This window comes from Streptomyces sp. NPDC058052, assembly GCF_042885515.1.
In the GTDB taxonomy this organism is placed as follows: domain Bacteria; phylum Actinomycetota; class Actinomycetes; order Streptomycetales; family Streptomycetaceae; genus Streptomyces.
Genome location: NZ_JBHVRX010000053.1, coordinates 22662 through 40728, shown reverse-complemented (window position 1 = coordinate 40728; position 18067 = coordinate 22662). Strand labels below are relative to the sequence as shown.

The following is an 18067-nucleotide window of genomic DNA, read 5'->3' as shown; positions in this document are numbered from 1 at the left end:
TCAACCCCCCCCCTTCGGCGGGCGGCCTCCTTTTTTTTTTTCTCCCCCGGGGGGGGGGGGGGGGGGGGGGGGGGGGGGGGGGGGGGGCCGGGGGGGGGGGGGCCCCCCGGCCCCGGGGTCATCCGTGGATCACAGGATGTCCTTGTAGGTGCCCCAGTCGGTGGCGGTGGACATCTTCGCCGGGGTGCCGAAGGTGCCGTCGCCCTTGCCGGGCCACCGCCAGAGCTGGCCGAGGCTGTCGACGCCGGCCATGTCGCCGTAGCGGTCGCCGTTGAAGTCTCCGGCGAAGCTCTTGGTGACGGTGCCGAAGTTGTTCGGCGGCCAGGTCTGCGTGACGCCCGTGCCGTAGGAGGCGTTGCGGGCGAGGGGGCCCGGGTTCAGCTCCAGCAGCGTGCCGCGCGGCCTCGCGAAGTCCATGCGGCCGTCGCCGGTCACGTCCAGCGGGGAGAACTCGGTCTCCGTGCGGGCCGCGTAGAGGTACTCGTACGTGGGCTTCAGGTAGGCCGCGACCCCGCCCTTGCCGTCTCCGGGCCAGATCCAGACGCTGTCGCTGTCGTAGTCGCCCTGCAGCGACCCCTGGCCGCAGACGGTCGCGAGGTCCGTCTTGCCGTCGCCGCTGTAGTCGGCGGCGAAGGCGACCCGGCACGGGTTGTGCAGCCCCGGGTCGAAGAACGCCTGGGCTCCGCCGCTGGACTCGCTGTTCAGCAGCGGCTGGGCCGTCGCTCCGACCCCGCCGTCGCCGTCTCCGGCCCACCACCACACCGCGTTGCCGGTGAAGCCCGCGACGTCGGCGATCCCGTCGCCGTTGAAGTCGCCGGTGAAGACGTTGGTGTACGCGCTGCCGCGGCCGTCGGTCCACAGCATCCGCTTGTTCCCGAGGGTGCCGTTGCCGAGGCCGATGTGGAGGGCGAGGTTGCCGTCCGTCTGGAGGGCCACGACGTCGTAGAGGCCGTCGGAGTTGAAGTCCTGCGGCGGGGTGATGCCGGGGGTGGAGCTGAAGACGTCACAGGCCGGCAGCCCGGGGAAGGGCTCCGAGCCCGCACCGGTGATCTTGTCGGCCGGGACGAAGCCCCAGCCCTGCCAGTTGGTCCAGCCCGACGACGTGTCGCCCTTGACGTAGTACCAGATGCGGTTCCCCGCGGCGTTCATGTCACCGCTGCGCCAGCACACGAAGGCGTGGGGGCCCGCCAGGAGCTGTCCGGTGGTCTGGGCGTTGTTGTACGGCTCGACCTTCACGTCGGACGCCAGGCTGGTGCAGCTCATCTCCTGGGAGAACGACCGGCCGTCGGGGTCGACGTAGTACACGTTCTTGAGCAGGAAGCACTCGCCGTTGTACGCGATCTCCACGCTGAACGCCGCGTCGATCAGGCGGAAGTTACGGTCGATCTCGGTCCTGGAGCCCTCACCGGCGGTGGAGGTCCGCAGTCCCAGGTCGACCAGGTTCGAGCCGCTCTGAGCGGCGGCCTGCGCCGCGCCCGTCGCGCTCAGGGTCATCGTGCCCTTGGGGCAGGAGTAGGAGGAGTTCTTCGTGATCCACGCCGGCTGGTTGTTCCACGTCGTCGTCGTGCCGGCGCGTCCCGTCTGCCACAGCTCCACGGGAACGGTGGCGCAGTCCCCCGTCCAGGTCGACTGGTCCTTGAGGGTCAGCGACGCGTTCAGCACCTGCCGGCCGGCCAGGTAGGGAACGTCGATCTGGAGGAACGAGCGGGTACGCGTGATCTTGTTCGTGGAGGACGACTTGAAGGTCCCCACCGTGGCCCACTGGGTGTCCCAGTTGTTCCAGTCGGGGGAGAACTCGTGCACCCGGTAGGCGCCGAGCACCTCCATGGTGAACGTGGGGTCCACGTAGACCGGGTAGGTGGTGTCGGCTCCGGTCAGCAGCTTCTGGTCGGGGACGACCGTGAGGCTTCCGCCCGCGACGGTGGTCGCCATGTCCTTCTGCCGCTTCTTCGCGCCCTTGCCGCTGTCCCACATCCGGGGAACCGGGCCGGCGAACTTCGTGCGGCCCTTGGCGTCGGTCGCCCGCACGCCCTGCTTCTGGTCCGCGGTCAGCTTCAGGCCGTTCGCCTTGACGCCGTACGTGAGCTTCTTCAGCCCGGGGTTCTTCGCGGCCTCGGCGTCCTTGACCACCAGCAGCTGCTGGAAGCCCTTCGCGTCGACCTCGACCTGGAGGTCGACGCCGGGCAGCACCTCGGGGTACGTCGCGACCGCGCCGTCCAGCCGGGGCGCGGGCAGCTCGCCCGGCCAGCTGTACTCCAGCACGCTCGTCCCGTCGTTGAGCCGGACCAGCGGGCCCTTGCCGCCGGCGGACAGGACGATGCCCGCCGCCGCGGCCTTGGGCCGCACGCCGTTCTTGTCGGCCACCAGACCGGTGTCGACCGGGACCCACTTGCCGCCCTGACGCGTCCGCACCGGCGCCAGGTGGGTCGTCACGGTGGTCGTGCCGGACGGGTTCGCGTACACCTCGGACGTCTCGGTGCGCCGCTCCTCGATCTCCACCGGCTTTCCGGAGGACTTCGCCTTGGCCAGCGCCGAGACCTCGACGCCGGCGGCCGCCGCATCGGAGTTCGCCCCGGAGGTGGTCGCGGCTATTCCCAGCCCCGTCCCGAGGGTGGAAAGGGTCACGAGCAGACCGAGGGCGAGCGCGGTTCTCCGGCCACGCCCTCGCATCATGTCATTCCGATTCAGCATGGAAAAAACTTCTCCGGATCTGTCAGTACCACGGGCAACGGGGAAGCCCCGGGAAGGGGTGCGTAACACCTGCCGGGGTCAGGAGCTTGCTTGCCTCCATGGCCCCCCAGCCCTCGAAAGCGTCGAAAGGCGCGACCGCCGTGTCGCCCTTCGTGTAATACCAGACGGTGTTTCCACCGGAATGCGGCTGACCGCGCGTCCAGCACACGAAGGTGCTCAGCGTGGACGTCTTCTTGCCGGTGAGCGGGCTGTCGTAGGAAGCGCGCCCGTACACGTCTCCGGCGGTGTTCTCGCACTTGAGGTCGGTGCGGAAGACGTTCCCCAGCTTGTCCTGCTGGAGGACGTTCTCCTGCAGGACGCAGGTGGCGGCGTGGGCGGTGCCCGTGCTGAGACCGCTGGTCAGCAGGGGGAGAGCGAGGGCCGCCACGGTGACGGCGCGGACGGTACGGCCGAGGCGGCCGAGGCGGGTCCCGCGACCGGGTCCGCTGTCATGGGTTGCACGCATGTGGCTGGCCCCTATCCCCACGAGCACTTTCGCAGCCCCGGGAAGGGCGCCTTGGTGGTGCCGAGCGCGCTCGCCGGCATGTAGCCCCATGCCTGCTGGCCGGGGTTGTTCACGACCTCGTCGCCCTTGGTGTAGTACCAGACGCTGTTCTTCCCGGAGTGCGGGGATCCGAGCTTCCAGCAGACGAACCAGCTCGTGGTCTTCGTCATCTTCCCGGTGACGGGAGAACCGAAGAAGGTCTGGGAGGTGACATTCCCAGGGGTATTGGTGCAGTAGAGGTCGATGGGGAAATACATGGTTCCCCAGTCGGTGTGCGGCGTGTTCTCGCGAATCGCGCAATTGGCTTCGGCGGATACGGCGGGGGCGCTTCCGACCATTCCCCATGCGCCTATCATGGCGAATGCGGAAAGACAGATCCCCAGCCGGGTCTTTCTCGGTCTCATACGGACTCCCTGTGAGGCAGACCTCGCCAGGATGGCGGACGCGACTGACATGCCCCTGATGATCCGCATCCGGGAGGATGACGCGAGGACCTCCTTAAAACCGCACGGTCGGTTTTTAGTATCCTTTGACACCCCAGTCGAATGGCGTCCTGACCAGACGCTCGATCGACCCACACCTGACCAGGGGGTCCTATGGCCATGCAGCAGCGGGCGATGCGCACCCGTCGACTGATCCTCGACTCAGCCGCTCTGATGATCGAACGCAACGGATACACGGCGACCAGCATCGGCGGCATCTCCACCGCGGCGGGAACCACCAAAGGCGCCGTCTACTTCCACTTCCCGTCGAAACGCGACATCGCCGCCGCCCTGCTCGACGAGGCGAACGCCTCGCTCCGCGCGATCGTGGCCCGTGCCTGCTCTCCCGGAGCCTCGCCGCTGCAGAGCCTGATCGACACGACGCACCTGGTCGTGCACCAGTACAACCGCGACCCCGTGACCCGCGCGTGCATCCAGCTCTGTACGGAGTCCCCCAGCCCGGCGCCCCAGACACGCGCCTACGAACGGACCTGGGCGAGCAGCGTACGGCTGCTCCTCGAATCGGCCTCCGCCCGCAAGGAGTTCAGGGAGGGCGTCAGCATCCGCGCCGTCGCGGCGCTCGTCATGTCCGCGGGCATCGGCGCCGAACTCCTCGCCGGGCGCGAGGAGAAGAAGCTGTCCCCGCAGATGACGACCGCGATGTGGCGGGCGGTCCTGCCCGGCCTGGCCGCTCCGGAGCACGCCGCGACCCTGCTCCCGGAGGGCTCCCCCGGGATCCGGTCCGGGCATCCGGTGCCACGGCGACCCTGAGACGCGTCCGCCCACCCGGGCGACGGACCCGGCAGGACGACTCCGCCGGGCGGCCGTCAGCCCGCGGGACCAGGGGCTTCCGGGCCGTCGGGGAACCTCACCAGACCCTCCGGCTTCAGGTCGTGCAACACCTCCGGCACGGCCAGGCCCGGCAGCGCCACCCGCCAGAAGGCGGTGATCCGCTCGCCCAGGTCCTCCCCCTGCGTGACCGCCTGGGCCATCATCTGGGCCCCCATGAAGAGCGCGACGATGAGCTGGGCCACCGCCGGCACGTCCACCTCGGGACGCAACTCCCTCTCCTCGCGCGCCTGTTCCAGGAACGTCTGGGCCGGCTTGACCCAGCGCAGATAGGGCTCCGGGTCCGGTTCGGTGAACGACCCCTGCTCGATGACCAGCCGGATCCCGGCGCGTACCAGGGGGAAGTGCTTCAGCGCGTGCGCCGCCGCGTGCGTGGAGTCGATGGCCTGCTGCAAGGGGGAGCCCTGGGACCGGAGCCGCTCCAGGGCCGAGAACTGCTCCTCGATCACCCCGCGGGCCAGCTCCTCCTTCGACGAGAAGTGGAAGTAGAGGGCCCCCTTGGTGACGCCCGACACGGCGATGATCTCCGAGAGGGGAGCCGCGGCGAAGCCCCGCTTCTCGAAGATGCTCGACGCGGCTTCCAGGATGGCCCGGCGCGTCCTCAACGCCCGCTCCTGTCTCATGACTTGGCCCCTCGCCCTCACGTCACCAACGCTTCCGCGCCATCCTGTCCCCCCGTATGCGATTTCCCCCAAATAGAAACCGGATAGTAGGTATTGTACGGCTGGGCGGGGCCCGCCACAGCCCTCGGGGCCCGCGGAACACGACGGTGCGGGCCGGCGCGTCCCCCACGGCTTCCCCCCTCCCCTGACGGCCTCCTGACGTTCCGGCTGCGTCCCGCGGACGGAACTCTCCGTCCTCGACAAGCCGCATGGACAGGGGACTTGACGTCGGCTTGACTGCTGCGAGCCCCAGGCGTTCCGGGGCAGGAAGAGCGGGGGAGACCCCCGCCCGGTGATGCCGGAGTGCGCGGATTCCGGCGCCGCGCCCGCCCCGACGGATTCCTGCACCTCACGCGCGCCTCGACTGCCAGGGAGGGAGCCCAGTCGTGCTTTCCGAGAGGTCCTCCGGCCGGGGCGGGAGCGGCCTGCCGCTGCTCTTCCTGGGCCTGGCCGTCTTCGTGGTGTACGCGGGGACCACGATGACCGAGGTCACCCTGCCCGCGCTCCGGGACGAACTGCCCGCCTCCCCCACCCAGTTGCGCTGGGTCGCGAGCGTCTACGTCCTGGCCTCCGCCTGTCTGCTGCTCAGCGGTGGCGCCCTCGGCGACATCCTCGGCCGCAAGCGGGTCTTCCTCGCGGGTCTCGCCGGCTTCGGCGCCACGTCCGCGTGGTGCGCCGCGGCCCCGTCGATCGGCACGCTGCTCGTCGCGCGGGCCGCCCAGGGGGCGTTCGGCTCCGTCCTCATCCCGGTCTCGCTCGCCCTGGTCGCGGCCCTGTTCCCCGATCCGGCCGCCCGTGCCCGGGCCATCGGCCTGGGCGCGGGCTTCTGCGGACTCGCCCTCGGCATGGGGCCGGTGCTCGGCGGGCTCGTGGTGGACGGCTGGGGCTGGCGGGCCGTCTTCTGGCTGAACGTCCCGGTGGCGGCGGTCGCCCTGCTGGGCCTGCGCCGCTCCCTGCCCGACGGGGAGCCGCGCCGCGCCCGCCGGCTCGACGTGACCGGTCAGCTGCTCTTCGTCGTGGCCGCCGCCGCCCTGGTGTTCGCCCTCGCCGAGGGCAACGCCCAGGGCTGGACCTCGGCCCCGGTGGCCGTCGCGTTCGCGCTGGCCGCCGTGGCGCTGCCGGGCTTCCTGTGGCGGGAGGTCCGGGCCACGGAGCCCATGCTGCCCCTGGGGCTCTTCCGCAGCCCGGTCGTCGTGTCCGCGTGCACGGTCAACCTGCTGAGCCTCTTCGGCCTGTACGCCGCCATGTCGCTGGTGGCCCAGCGCATGCACGAGCTGGGGGGCCTGACCGCGTCGCAGATCGGGGTGCGGTTCCTGGTGCTCAACGGGGCGATCGCGGTGGCCTCGTGCGCCGTGGCGTTCCTGGTCGTAGGGACCGGCCCGCGCCTCCCGGTCGTGCTCGGGACCCTCTGCTCGGGGGTGGCGCTCCTGGGCCTCGCCCGGCTGGGCCCCGCGGAGGGGCACGGCTCCTACGGGTGGCTGCTCGCCCTCCTCGGCACGGGCGTCTCGCTGGCCGCGGCGCCGGCCACGGTCGCCCTCCTCGGCGCCGTCCCGGTGACCTGGGCGGGAACCGCCTCCGGGGTGTCCAACACCTTCCGCCAGCTGGGCAGCGTCCTCGGGGTGGCCGCCTCCGGGGCGACGGTCTCGGCGCAGGGGCTCGTCCCCGGCGCGGCCTCGGCCCTGTCGCTGGCCGCGGTCCTGGTGCTGTCGGCCGGCCTGCTCGCCCTGGTGCTGCTGCGGCGGCGCGGGGGGCCGGAGGGAGCGGAGCCGCGGCGCGGAAGGACGGTGGCGTCCGGGCCGTGGCGCGGGAAGACGGTGGCGTCCGGGCCGTGGCGCGGGAAGACGGTGGCGTCCGGGCCGTGGCGCGGGAAGACGGTGGCGTCCGGGCGCCGGCCCGGGGGGCCGGAGATCGCCGGGCCGCGACGCGGGGAGCCCGGGGCCGCCGGGCCGCGGACGGCGGAGCGGGTCGCCGGGGAGGGAAGCGGTGTCTGAAAGCACCGCCACCGGCGCCGCCCTCAGGGGCCCTCGGTCACGCGACGGCGGGGCGGTGCGGGGTTCCCCGTCCCCTCTCCTGCGGGATCCTGTCCGCCATGTCGTGCTGGAGGATCGCCCGCATCCGCGACTGCACGGCGGGGGTCGGGTCCAGGCCGAGCTCGCCGCGCAGCGCGGTCCGCAGCTGCCGGTAGACGTCGAGCGCCTCGGCCGGGCGGCCGGAGCGGTACAGCGCCACCATCAGCTGCTCCGAGAGCCGCTCGTGCAGCGGGTACAGCATCGTGAGCCGCCGCAGCTCCGCGACGGTTCCGGCGTGCCGGCCGCCGTGGTGCTCCAGCTGGATCTTGTCCTCCAGGGCGAGCAGCCGCTCCTCGTCGAGGCGGGCGGCGGCGCTGTCGCACATCACACCGCCGCCGACGCCCTCCAGGGCAGAGCCCCGCCACAGCCCCAGCGCTTGTTCGAGGAGGGCGGCGGACCGGGTCGGGTCCCTGGTCATCTGGCGTTGCGCCTCGGAGCGCAAGGACTCGAACTCGCGGAAGTCGACCGCGTGTTCATCGAGCCAGAGGCTGTATCCCGATTGTTCGGAGACCAGCCGCTCACGGGCGAAGCCGGGGCCGCACCAGGTGTCCAGCGACCGCCGCAGCCGGGTGACGACGGCCTGGAGGGCGTTGTCGACCTGGGCCGGCAGATCGTCGCCCCATATCTCCCCGATGAGCTGGTCCTTCGAGACGGAGGCCCCCTCGCCGAGGAGGAGCAGGACCAGGAGGATGCGCTGGCGTCCCCCTCTGATGTTCGCCGGCCGACCCTGCACCCGAACCTCGAGGGGTCCGAGCAAGTTGAAGCGCACCACAATTGCCACCCTTCTGCGGAAAAGTCGACCGACGCTAGCGAGAATGCGACCGTCGGTTCCTGACGAGTAGAAAACCGACGGGCCGGTTTGTCAACGATCGAACACCAGTCCAGATGGCTGCATTCGATCGGTGGAGAGGGCGAGCGGGACGCGCGTAAACCCGCGCGGACGAGGCGGACGGCCGGGAGCTTGCCCAGCAACACCCAGGTACGAACCACGCGCGGCGGGAATCGGTCAGGTCCGGACCACAGGGAGGATCCGGCAGGTCGTCTTTCGGCCTGAAGGACGGACATCTTGTCCGGAAGAAGCGGCTTCACCGGCGCGGCGGACACGACCGCGCGCCGGGCCCCGGGGGCGTCCCCCCGGGGCCGTCACCAGGGTCCTCCGCCGCTCACGCCTCGGTGCGGTACATCAGGTCCACCTCGTGGGTGGTGAAGCCCATGCCCTCGTACACGCGGACCGCCGCCGTGTTGTCGGCGTCGACGTAGAGCATCGCCGTGGGAAGGCCCTGGGCCGCCAGGTGGCGCAGGCCGATCGCGGTGAGGGCCTTGCCGAGGCCCATGCCCTGCGCCTCGGGGGAGACGCCCACCACGTACACCTCGCCGAGCTGGTCCGCGGCGTGGACCTTCGTCCAGTGGAAGCCCAGCAGCGCCCCGTCCGACTCGCGCTCGGCCAGGAAGAAGCCCTTCGGGTCGAACCACGGCTCGGCCACGCGGTCGTCCAGGTCCCGCTGGTCCAGGGCGCCCTGCTCCGGGTGGTGGGCGAACGCCGCCGCGTTCACCGCCAGCCAGGCCGCGTCGTCCTGGCCGGGCACGAACGTGCGGACCACGAGGCCGGGCGGAAGGACCGGCTCGGGGATGTCCAGGGGCGTCAGCGGGCGGCGCAGCTGGCGGAGTTCGCGGAAGAGGGTCAGCCCCAGCACCTGCGCCAGATGGCGGGCCGCCGACTTGCCGCCGTGCGCCCAGACGCGCAGCCGCTTGCCGGACTGGGCCAGCAGGGCCGAGCCGAGCGCCCGGCCGTGCCCCCGGCCGCGCTGCCCGGGGTCGACGACCAGCTCGGCGGCCGGGGCCTCGATCGGATCGGTGTCCTCCAGCTGGGCGTACCCCACGAGCCGGCCGGAGACGGTGAGGAGGAGATGCCGGATGCCCTCGCGGCGGCCGCCCCGGAGCTGGAGGCGCCCCTGCTCGGAGACCGCCGTCATGCCGTCCGCCTCGGCGGCGGTGGCGATCAGGGCGAGGATCTCCTGGACCTGCTCCGGGGTGGGCTCGTCGACGATGTCGATACGGCGGCCCGACTCGGAGCCCGTGGTGGGAGATTCAGTCGTCATGCGACGAGCCTACGGGTCGGGGGGCCGTTCGGAGGCTGTCCACGGGGCCGCCGTCGAGTGATGGCAACCAGGTCGTAACCCGTCCCCCTCTGTTGCGCTACGCGCGTTGACCTTAGGCTGCGCTCGGCGGGCCAGCGACCACGGACCCACCCCTGGAGCCTCCGGGGAAGGGGATGCGGGCGGGCGGGGGCGACGGGGGGCCAACGAGCCCGCGCCACCGCCTCCTTCGCCGTGACGGAGCACTGCCGGAACCACCAGGCACGCAGGAAAAAGGGGACAGATGTCAAAGACTCGTCACAAGAAGCGGGCGGGGCGGCGGATACTCGCCGCCGCCGCGGGGATCGCCACCGTCGGCGCTCTCGTGGCCGCCATGCCCGCCGGCGCCTCGCAGGGCGAGGGCAAGGGCGGCGGCCACGGCAACGGCCACGCCCACGGCCGTACCGTCGACGTGCAGCTGCTCTCCTTCAACGACCTGCACGGCAACCTGGAGCCGCCGGCCGGTTCCTCCGGCAAGGTCTTCGAGGAGGGCAACCCGGTCGGCATCGACGCGGGCGGCGTCGGCTACCTCGACGCCCACCTGCGGAAGGCTCGCCAGGGCCACCCGTACTCGATCACCGCCGCCGCCGGCGACATGGTCGGCGCCTCCCCGCTGATCTCCGGCCTCTTCCACGACGAGCCCACCATCGAGGCGCTCGGCAAGCTCGGCCTCGACGTCACCTCCGTCGGCAACCACGAGTTCGACGAGGGCGCGGCCGAGCTGGCCCGCCTCCAGAACGGCGGCTGCCACCCCACGGACGGCTGTGCGAAGGAGGGCGTCACCTACCCGGGCGCCGACTTCCCGTTCCTCGGCGCGAACGTCACCTCCGACAAGACCGGCAAGCCGGTTCTCGACCCGACCTTCGTCTGGGAGAAGAACGGCGTCCGGATCGGCTTCATCGGCGTGACCCTGGAGGGCACGGCGAACATCGTCAACGCCGCGGGCATCAAGGGCCTGACCTTCCGCGACGAGGTCGAGACGATCAACAAGTACGCCAAGGTGCTGGAGCGCAAGGGCGTCAAGTCCATCGTCGCGCTCATCCACGAGGGCGGACTCCCGGTCTCCGGCTCGTACGACTACGACTGCGACAGCCCCGGCCCGGGCGCCGGCATCTCCGGCCCGATCGTCGACATCGCCAAGAAGATCACCCCCCAGGTGGACGCGCTGGTCACCGGCCACACCCACCAGGCGTACGCCTGCACCGTCCCGGACCCGTCCGGCGCGCCCCGCACCGTGACCTCCGCGGCGTCCTTCGGCCGGCTCTACACCGACACCACGCTGACCTACGACCGGCGGACGAAGGACATCGTCCGTACGTCCGTGTCGACCGCCAACCACGTGGTGACCCGTGACGTGGAGCAGCGGGACGTCATGAAGGACCTCGTCGCGGACTGGAAGGCGCTGGCCGCGCCCATCGCCAACCGTCCGGTCGGCCACATCTCCGCCGACATCAAGGGCTACAAGACGAAGACCGAGGAGGCCCCGCTCGGCAACCTGATCGCCGACGCCCAGCTGGAGGCCATGGCCCCGGCCGACAAGGGCGGCGCCGAGATCGCCTTCATGAACCCCGGCGGCATCCGCGCCGACTTCGTGCACGCCGCCCCGGCCGGGAGCGGCGAGGGCGACGGCGTGCTCACCTACGGCGAGGTCTACACCGTCCAGCCGTTCACCAACATGATGACCGTCCAGGGCCTCACCGGCGAGCAGATCGTGACGGCGCTCCGGCAGCAGGTCAGCGGCGGCAACGAGGCGGCCCCGAAGTACCTCCAGGTGTCGAAGGGCTTCACGTACACCCTCGACCTCACCAAGACCGGTGCCGACCGCGTCGACGCCGCGTCCGTGCGGCTGAACGGCGAGCCGCTCGACCCGGCCAGGACGTACCGCGTCGCCATGAACGAGTTCCTGTCCGGCGGCGGCGACGGCTTCGCGGCCTTCGCCCAGGGCAAGGACAAGCTCGTCGGCGCCTCCGACCTGGACGTCCTCGTCGCCTACCTGGCGGCCCACGCCCCGGCCGACGCGCCGCTGGCGCCGCCGGCGCTGGGACGGATCAACGTCGTGCGGTGATGAGCGGTCACCTGCCGTAGGACGGCGGGGCGGTGGGCCTCCGGGCCCCCGCCCCGCCGTTCCTTTTCCGGGGCACGGGTGGGTGGTTGACAGCGAGGGGTCTCTTCCACCACCCTTTCACTACTTGATTAGTGAAAGGGTGGTGGAAGGACGTGGTCGAGTACCGCATCGACCGGCGCAGCGGCGTCGCCACCTACCTCCAGATCGTCCAGCAGACGAAACAGGCCCTCCGGATGGGCCTCCTGGAGCCCGGCGACCGACTGCCCACCGCACGCGAGGTCGTCGAAGCGACGGCCATCAACCCGAACACCGTCCTCAAGGCATACCGCGAGCTCGAACGCGAGGGCCTCGTCGAGGCCCGCCGCGGGCTCGGCACCTTCGTCCGCGCCACGCTCGGCACCACGGCCCCCGCCGACTCGCCCCTCCGGGGCGAGCTCGACGCCTGGGCCCGCCGGGCACGCGCCGAGGGAATGGACCGCGAGGACGTGGCGGCGCTCTTCACCGCCGTACTGGCACAGCACTTCGAGGGGGACGACGAACAGTGACCACGACCACCGAGGGGATCGCCCTGCGGGCGGACCTCCTGGGCAAGAAGTACACCGGCCGGAGAGGAGGCTGGGCGCTCCGGGAATGCGACTTCACCCTCCCCACCGGCCGGATCTGCGCCCTCGTCGGCCCCAACGGCGCCGGCAAGTCCACCCTCCTCGCCCTCGCGGCCGGCCTGCTGCGCCCCACCGAGGGCACCCTCGAAGGCCCCGCCCGCGAGGACCTGGCCTACGTCGCCCAGGCCAAGCCGCTCCACCCCCGGCTCTCCGTCGCCGACACCCTCCGCATGGGCCGCGAGCTCAACCCCGGCCGCTGGGACGACGCCGCCGCGCTCCGGGCCGTCGAGGGCGGCGGATTCTCCTCCGACACCCTCGTCCACCACCTCTCCGGCGGCCAGCGCACCCGCGTCGCCCTCGCGCTCGCCCTCGGCAAGCGCGCCGGACTGCTGCTCCTGGACGAGCCGATGGCCGATCTCGACCCGCTCGCCCGCCACCAGCTCATGGGCCTGCTGATGTCCGACGCCGCCGAACGCGGCACGACGGTCGTCATGTCCTCGCACATCCTCACCGAGCTGGAGGGCGCCTGCGACCACCTGATGCTGCTCGCCGGCGGCCGGATCCGCCTCGACGGTGCCGTCGACGACCTGATCGCCGCGCACACCCTGCTGCGCGGCCCGGTCGGCGACCTCGCCCCGCACACCGTCGTCGACAGCCGCACGACGGGCCGTCAGCTCACCGCGCTGGTACGGCGGGAGGGCCCCGTCGAAGGCCCCTGGGAGACCAGCGAGCCGTCCCTGGAGGAACTCCTCCTCGCCCACCTCCGCAACCCCGAAGGAGCCGCCGCGTGAGCACCCTCTCCCTGAAGGGCCCCACGTGGGTGACGGTCCGGCAGTACCGGCGGACGCTGTGGCTGGTGCTGGCGTCGGTGGCCGGCGCCTTCGCCGTGATCGGCGCGCTGCGGATCTGGGACGCGCAGTACCCGGACGTGCTCACGGAGGACGGCTTCCTCGTCCGCGACCAGTTCAACAGCGGGTACCCGTGGCTGGAGGGCGCGATGCGCTCCTTCTCCGAGGGCGTCCTCGCCATCCCGTTCGTCGTCGCGCTCTTCGTCGCCGGGCCGATGGTGGCGCGCGAGTTCGAGTCGGGGACGTACCAGCTCTCGCTCACCCAGTCGGTGAGCCCGGTCTCCTGGCTCCGCTCCAAGCTGGTGGTCGCCACCGCCACGGTCCTCGGCGCCGTCCTGCTCCTGACCGGCGCGTACGCGCTCGGCTGGGTCCGGGCCTCGGACGAGTACAGCCTGCTGCGCACGGACTCCGGGCCGTACCTGGTCCTCGGGACCGTCCTCGTCTCCTACACGCTGCTCGCCGTCGCCGTCGGCGCGCTCGCCGGACTGCTGATCCGCCGCACCCTGGTCGCCATGTCCGCCGCCGGCCTCTTCATCGGTGTCACTCTGATCGTCCTGGACACCAACCGCTGGAACTTCCTGACGCCGGTCACGATCACCGGCGAGGCGGTGGAGGACGCCTCGACCCTCATGCTTCCCGAGGGTGCGCTGATGATGGACCAGGGGCTGCTCACCTCCGACGGCAGGCGCCTGGAAGGCTGGTTCTGCGGCGACTCCGGCGGCGTCTGCCGCGTCGACGAGGCCGTCTCCGCCCAGTACCTCGACTACCACCCCGTCTCCCACGTCCTGCCCACCCAGCTCATCGAGACCGGCATCGTCCTCGCGATCGCCGCCCTCGCGGCCTTCGCCGCCTTCCGGGTGCTCCGCGCGCGCCACCCCTAGCCGCCGCCGTCACCCGTCCGGGTGACGGCCGGGGGCGGGGCCCGTCACAGGCCCCGCCCCCGATTCCCGCACGACATGTCGTCGTCACCCGCCATTCAGACGCGCTTGCGACGCTCACGCAATGAAGCGATCCGTGACCACACCCGGCGGGGTGATCTCCCCGGGAAGACTTCCCAAAGGGAGACTGCCCTCCCCCACGGCCCGCTCCGACGCGCCCGAGGACCCCTTCGCGCGGAAGAATGGGTCCATGAGCCAGCAGCCCGCCGAGGTCCCGGTCCAGACCTCCGCCACCGCGTCCCCTCAGCCGTCCCTGGGTTCCATAGCGGCCCACCGCCCGCACGCCGGGTCCGGCGGGGCCGTGAGCGACCTCGAACCCGACCTCGACTCGGACCTCGACGCGTACGAGGCGTACTCCGAGGACGGCGACGGCACCACCGGCGAGCTGCCCCAGGGCCGCTTCCTCGACCGCGAGCGCAGCTGGCTCGCCTTCAACGAGCGGGTCCTCGAACTCGCCGAGGACCCGACGACCCCCCTCCTCGAACGAGCGAACTTCCTCGCGATCTTCGCCTCGAACCTCGACGAGTTCTTCATGGTCCGGGTCGCCGGCCTCAAGCGCCGCATCGCCACCGGCGTCGCCACCCGCTCCGCCTCCGGCCTCCAGCCCCGCGAGGTCCTCGACCTCATCTGGACCCGCTCGCGCGAGCTGATGGCCCGGCACGCGGCCTGCTTCCAGCAGGACGTCTCCCCGGCCCTGGCCGACGAGGGCATCCACCTGATCCGCTGGCCCGACCTCACGGAGAAGGAGCAGGCGCGGCTCTTCACCCTCTTCCGCCAGCAGATCTTCCCCGTCCTCACGCCGCTCGCCGTGGACCCGGCGCACCCCTTCCCGTACATCTCCGGCCTCTCCCTCAACCTGGCCGTGGTCGTCCGCAACCCGGTCAGCGGCCACCGCCACTTCGCCCGCGTCAAGGTGCCGCCGCTGCTCTCCCGCTTCCTGGAGGCGTCCCCGCAGCGGTTCGTGCCGCTGGAGGACGTGATCGCGGCGCACCTGGAGGAGCTGTTCCCGGGCATGGAGGTGCTCGCGCACCACATGTTCCGGGTGACCCGGAACGAGGACCTGGAGGTCGAGGAGGACGACGCCGAGAACCTGCTCCAGGCCCTGGAGAAGGAGCTCATGCGGCGCCGCTTCGGCCCGCCGGTCCGCCTGGAGGTCGAGGAGTCCATCGACCCGTACGTGCTCGACCTGCTCGTCCGCGAGCTGAAGATCTCCGACGCCGAGGTCTACCCGCTGCCCGGCCCGCTCGACCTGACCGGCCTCTTCGGCGTCGCCTCGCAGGACCGGCCCGAGCTCAAGTACCCGAAGTTCGTCGCCGGCACCCACCGTGACCTCGCCGAGGTCGAGTCCGCGTCCGCGCCCGACATCTTCGCGGCGCTGCGCGAGCGGGACGTGCTGCTGCACCACCCGTACGACTCCTTCTCCACCTCCGTCCAGGCGTTCCTGGAGCAGGCGGCGGCCGACCCGGACGTCCTCGCCATCAAGCAGACGCTGTACCGGACCTCCGGCGACTCCCCGATAGTCGACGCGCTCATCGACGCCGCCGAGTCCGGCAAGCAGGTCCTCGTCCTCGTCGAGATCAAGGCCCGCTTCGACGAGCAGGCCAACATCAAGTGGGCGCGGAAGCTGGAGGAGGCCGGCTGCCACGTCGTCTACGGCCTCGTCGGCCTCAAGACCCACTGCAAGCTGTCCCTGGTCGTCCGCCAGGAGGGCGAGCTGCTGCGCCGCTACTCGCACGTCGGCACCGGCAACTACCACCCGAAGACGGCCCGGCTCTACGAGGACCTCGGCCTGCTCACCGCCGACCCCCAGGTCGGCGCGGACCTCTCCGACCTCTTCAACCGGCTCTCCGGCTACTCCCGCCGCGAGACCTACCGGCGCCTGCTGACCGCCCCGAAGTCGCTCCGCGACGGTCTGGTCTCCCGGATCACCAAGGAGATCGCCCACCACCGGGCCGGCCGGCCCGCGTACGTGAAGATCAAGGTCAACTCGATGGTCGACGAGGCCGTCATCGACGCCTGCTACCGGGCCTCCCAGGCCGGCGTCCCCGTCGACGTCTGGGTCCGCGGCATCTGCGCCGTGCGCCCCGGCGTCCCCGGCCTCTCCGAGAACGTCCGGGTCCGCTCCGTCCTCGGCCGCTTCCTGGAGCACTCCCGGGTCTTCGCCTTCGGCAACGGCGGCGAACCCGAGGTCTGGCTCGGCAGCGCCGACATGATGCACCGCAACCTGGACCGGCGCATCGAGGCCCTGGTCCGGGTCTCCGACCCCGCCCACCGGGCGGCCCTCACCCGGCTCCTGGAGACCGGGATGTCCGACACCACCTCCTCCTGGCACCTCGGCCCGGACGGGAACTGGACGCGCCACGCGACCGATCCCGAGGGCAAGCCGCTGCGGCACGTGCAGGAGATGCTCATCGACGCGCGGAGGCGCCGGCGTGCACAACCCTGACCCCACGCAGTCCACCCGGTCCCCGCAGGACGTGACCGCGGGAGACGTCCTGGCCCCCTACCTGCACGCCCGGGCCGCGGACTTCCTCCGCGGCCTGCGGCAGCACGGCGAGAGCGGCGCGGACACGTCCGGAGCGGAGGAGGCCGCCGGCACCCTGCGGGCGGCCGCCCGCCGCATCAGCGGCAGCCTCCACACCTTCCGGCCGCTGCTCGACGCGGCCTGGGCCGACCAGCTCCGCACCGAGCTGGCCTGGCTCTCCGGCACCCTCGCCCTGGAACAGGCGTGCACCTCCCGGCTCGTCCGGCTCATGGACGCGCTGAACCGGCTGGCGGGCGGCGCCGGACCGGTGCCCGCCGCCCGCGGCTCCGAGAGCGCCGGGCTCACCGTCGGCGCCGCCCGGGCCGGCGCCCTCCTGGAACGGCAGCTCACCCTGGCCAGGACCCGGGCCCACTCGGCCGCCCTCCAGGCCCTCGGCTCCTCCCGCTTCCACGCCCTCGCCGACTCCGTCGCCCTCCTCGCCTCCGAGGTGCCGCTCGGCCCGGCCGGCGCCGCCCCCGCCCCCGAGGTCCTCGACGCCTCCGCCTCGGTCGCCCGCCGCCGCCTCCTCGACGCGGTCGACACCCTGCCGCTGACCCGCGCCGCCCACCCGTACAACGCGGAGGCCCTGGCCCTGGCCGCCGGCGAGAACCAGGACGCGCCCTGGCACCACACCCGGCTGCTGCTCCGGCTCCACCGGTACGCGACCGAGGTGACGGCCCTCGGTGCCGAACCGGACGCCGCCCTGTACGAGGCCGCCCGGGCCCTCGACCGGCACCGCGACGCCGCCGAGGCCGCCGGGGCCGCCTCCGCCGCGGCCCGCACCCCCCGCATCGCCCCGGCCACCGCGTACGCCCTGGGCGTCCTCCACGCCGACCAGCGTCACGAGGTCGAAGCCGCCCGCTTCGCCTTCCAGCGCGCCTGGCACACGGCCGCCGCCCCGGTCCCGTGACCCGCACCGGCCCCCCGGTCCCATGACCCCCGCCGAGCCCCCCGTCCTCGCCGCCGGCTGCGTCCTCTGGCGCCCGGCGGCCGGGGGCGGTCCTGCCATCGAGATCGCCCTCGTCCACCGGCCGAAGTACGACGACTGGTCCCATCCGAAAGGGAAGCGGAAGGGCGGCGAGAGCGCCGAGGAGTGCGCGCTGCGGGAGGTCCTGGAGGAGACCGGGCACCGCTGCGAGCTGGGCGCCCGGCTGCCCACCGTCCACTACCCCGTCGCCGGCCGCCCCAAGGAGGTCGACTACTGGGCGGCCCGCGCCCTCGACGGAGCCTTCGTGCCGGGCCGGGAGGTGGACCGGCTGCACTGGCTGCCGCCCGCGGCGGCCCGCACCCGCCTGACCCAACCGCGCGACCGCGAGCTGCTCGACGCCCTCCTGTCGACCGCCGCGCCCCCGCACCGGCCACCGCCCCACGCCGCGTAGACCGTCCCCGCCGGACCCGACCGGACCCCACAGGACCCACCGGGCCCCGCACGCCGACCACCGGCCACCGCCCCACGCCGCGTAGACCGTCCCCGCCGGATCCCGCCGTGCCCGCACGCCGGCGGCTGCCCGACGCGTCCTGGACCGCCTCCACCGGATCCCTTCCCGCCCGTGACGCCACCTCCCGGACAGGACCCGGCCCCCTCCGCGCCGCCGCCCCCGCACCGCGGGGTCCGTCCCACGTGCCCCGCCGCCGGGTGCCGCGCGGGCGCGCCGCAC

The 18067-nt window shown here is 72.5% G+C and carries 15 protein-coding genes; 9 read left to right on the top strand and 6 right to left on the bottom strand.

Annotated elements, in window-relative coordinates; genetic code table 11:
- Positions 1-129: 129 nt before the first annotated feature.
- The 3 genes from ACFVU3_RS38410 to ACFVU3_RS38400 all read right to left on the bottom strand — a co-directional run bounded on the left by ACFVU3_RS38410 (position 130) and on the right by ACFVU3_RS38400 (position 3405).
- Positions 130-2625 (bottom strand): FG-GAP-like repeat-containing protein, encoded by a 2496-nt coding sequence (locus tag ACFVU3_RS38410; protein ID WP_390073431.1) that lies wholly within the window; start codon positions 2623-2625, stop codon positions 130-132.
- Between the two features lie 88 nt (positions 2626-2713).
- Positions 2714-3196 (bottom strand): hypothetical protein, encoded by a 483-nt coding sequence (locus ACFVU3_RS38405; RefSeq protein ID WP_390073430.1) that lies wholly within the window; start codon positions 3194-3196, stop codon positions 2714-2716.
- Positions 3197-3207: 11 nt separating this feature from the next.
- Positions 3208-3405, bottom strand: coding sequence for a hypothetical protein (locus ACFVU3_RS38400; protein ID WP_390073429.1), 198 nt, complete (start codon positions 3403-3405; stop codon positions 3208-3210).
- Between the two features lie 426 nt (positions 3406-3831).
- Between ACFVU3_RS38400 and ACFVU3_RS38395 the strand changes: the two genes are divergently transcribed.
- Positions 3832-4488 carry a ScbR family autoregulator-binding transcription factor gene (locus tag ACFVU3_RS38395; protein WP_390073428.1) on the top strand — a complete coding sequence of 219 codons (657 nt, stop codon included), beginning with the start codon at positions 3832-3834 and terminating at the stop codon, positions 4486-4488.
- A gap of 56 nt (positions 4489-4544) precedes the next feature.
- Here the strand turns inward: ACFVU3_RS38395 and ACFVU3_RS38390 are convergent, their stop codons facing one another.
- Entirely contained in the window at positions 4545-5189 is a 645-nt protein-coding gene (locus tag ACFVU3_RS38390; protein WP_390073427.1) for a ScbR family autoregulator-binding transcription factor, read from the bottom strand.
- Between the two features lie 425 nt (positions 5190-5614).
- On the opposite strand from ACFVU3_RS38390, the gene ACFVU3_RS38385 reads away from it, so the two are divergent.
- On the top strand, positions 5615-7219 hold the full coding sequence (locus tag ACFVU3_RS38385; protein ID WP_390073426.1) for an MFS transporter: 1605 nt from the start codon (positions 5615-5617) through the stop codon (positions 7217-7219).
- A gap of 37 nt (positions 7220-7256) precedes the next feature.
- Here ACFVU3_RS38385 and ACFVU3_RS38380 read toward each other — a convergent pair whose 3' ends face one another.
- Together ACFVU3_RS38380 and mshD are read right to left on the bottom strand one after the other, a co-directional pair.
- Entirely contained in the window at positions 7257-8030 is a 774-nt protein-coding gene (locus tag ACFVU3_RS38380; RefSeq protein WP_390073425.1) for a BTAD domain-containing putative transcriptional regulator, read from the bottom strand.
- Positions 8031-8460: 430 nt separating this feature from the next.
- Entirely contained in the window at positions 8461-9396 is a 936-nt protein-coding gene (gene mshD, locus ACFVU3_RS38375) for a mycothiol synthase (protein WP_390073424.1), read from the bottom strand.
- A gap of 280 nt (positions 9397-9676) precedes the next feature.
- On the opposite strand from mshD, the gene ACFVU3_RS38370 reads away from it, so the two are divergent.
- From ACFVU3_RS38370 to ACFVU3_RS38340, 7 genes are all read left to right on the top strand, one after another.
- Positions 9677-11497: a bifunctional metallophosphatase/5'-nucleotidase gene (locus tag ACFVU3_RS38370; RefSeq protein ID WP_390073423.1), complete on the top strand. Its 1821-nt coding sequence runs from the start codon at positions 9677-9679 to the stop codon at positions 11495-11497.
- Positions 11498-11649: 152 nt separating this feature from the next.
- Entirely contained in the window at positions 11650-12042 is a 393-nt protein-coding gene (locus ACFVU3_RS38365) for a GntR family transcriptional regulator (protein ID WP_360607869.1), read from the top strand.
- Positions 12039-12890: an ATP-binding cassette domain-containing protein gene (locus ACFVU3_RS38360; RefSeq protein WP_390073422.1), complete on the top strand. Its 852-nt coding sequence runs from the start codon at positions 12039-12041 to the stop codon at positions 12888-12890. The genes ACFVU3_RS38365 and ACFVU3_RS38360 overlap by 4 nt, the downstream gene beginning before the upstream one ends.
- Positions 12887-13828, top strand: a complete 942-nt coding sequence (locus tag ACFVU3_RS38355) for an ABC transporter permease (protein WP_390073421.1) — start codon at positions 12887-12889, stop codon at positions 13826-13828. Before ACFVU3_RS38360 ends, ACFVU3_RS38355 begins: the two co-directional genes overlap by 4 nt.
- Before the next feature lie 247 nt (positions 13829-14075).
- Positions 14076-16331, top strand: a complete 2256-nt coding sequence (locus ACFVU3_RS38350) for an RNA degradosome polyphosphate kinase (protein ID WP_390073420.1) — start codon at positions 14076-14078, stop codon at positions 16329-16331.
- Entirely contained in the window at positions 16318-17319 is a 1002-nt protein-coding gene (locus tag ACFVU3_RS38345) for a CHAD domain-containing protein (RefSeq protein WP_390073419.1), read from the top strand. Before ACFVU3_RS38350 ends, ACFVU3_RS38345 begins: the two co-directional genes overlap by 14 nt.
- 22 nt (positions 17320-17341) lie before the next feature.
- Entirely contained in the window at positions 17342-17788 is a 447-nt protein-coding gene (locus ACFVU3_RS38340; protein ID WP_390073418.1) for an NUDIX hydrolase, read from the top strand.
- Positions 17789-18067: the final 279 nt, after the last annotated feature.

What these genes read in the sequence shown, in the direction of transcription:
- ACFVU3_RS38350 (WP_390073420.1), top strand. Translation starts at nt 14,076, where the DNA reads ATGAGCCAGCAGCCCGCCGAGGTCCCGGTCCAGACCTCCGCCACCGCG.
- ACFVU3_RS38370 (WP_390073423.1), top strand. Translation starts at nt 9,677, where the DNA reads ATGTCAAAGACTCGTCACAAGAAGCGGGCGGGGCGGCGGATACTCGCC.
- ACFVU3_RS38405 (WP_390073430.1), bottom strand. Translation starts at nt 3,196, where the DNA reads ATGCGTGCAACCCATGACAGCGGACCCGGTCGCGGGACCCGCCTCGGC.
- ACFVU3_RS38395 (WP_390073428.1), top strand. Translation starts at nt 3,832, where the DNA reads ATGGCCATGCAGCAGCGGGCGATGCGCACCCGTCGACTGATCCTCGAC.
- mshD (WP_390073424.1), bottom strand. Translation starts at nt 9,396, where the DNA reads ATGACGACTGAATCTCCCACCACGGGCTCCGAGTCGGGCCGCCGTATC.
- ACFVU3_RS38400 (WP_390073429.1), bottom strand. Translation starts at nt 3,405, where the DNA reads ATGACGAAGACCACGAGCTGGTTCGTCTGCTGGAAGCTCGGATCCCCG.
- ACFVU3_RS38390 (WP_390073427.1), bottom strand. Translation starts at nt 5,189, where the DNA reads ATGAGACAGGAGCGGGCGTTGAGGACGCGCCGGGCCATCCTGGAAGCC.
- ACFVU3_RS38340 (WP_390073418.1), top strand. Translation starts at nt 17,342, where the DNA reads ATGACCCCCGCCGAGCCCCCCGTCCTCGCCGCCGGCTGCGTCCTCTGG.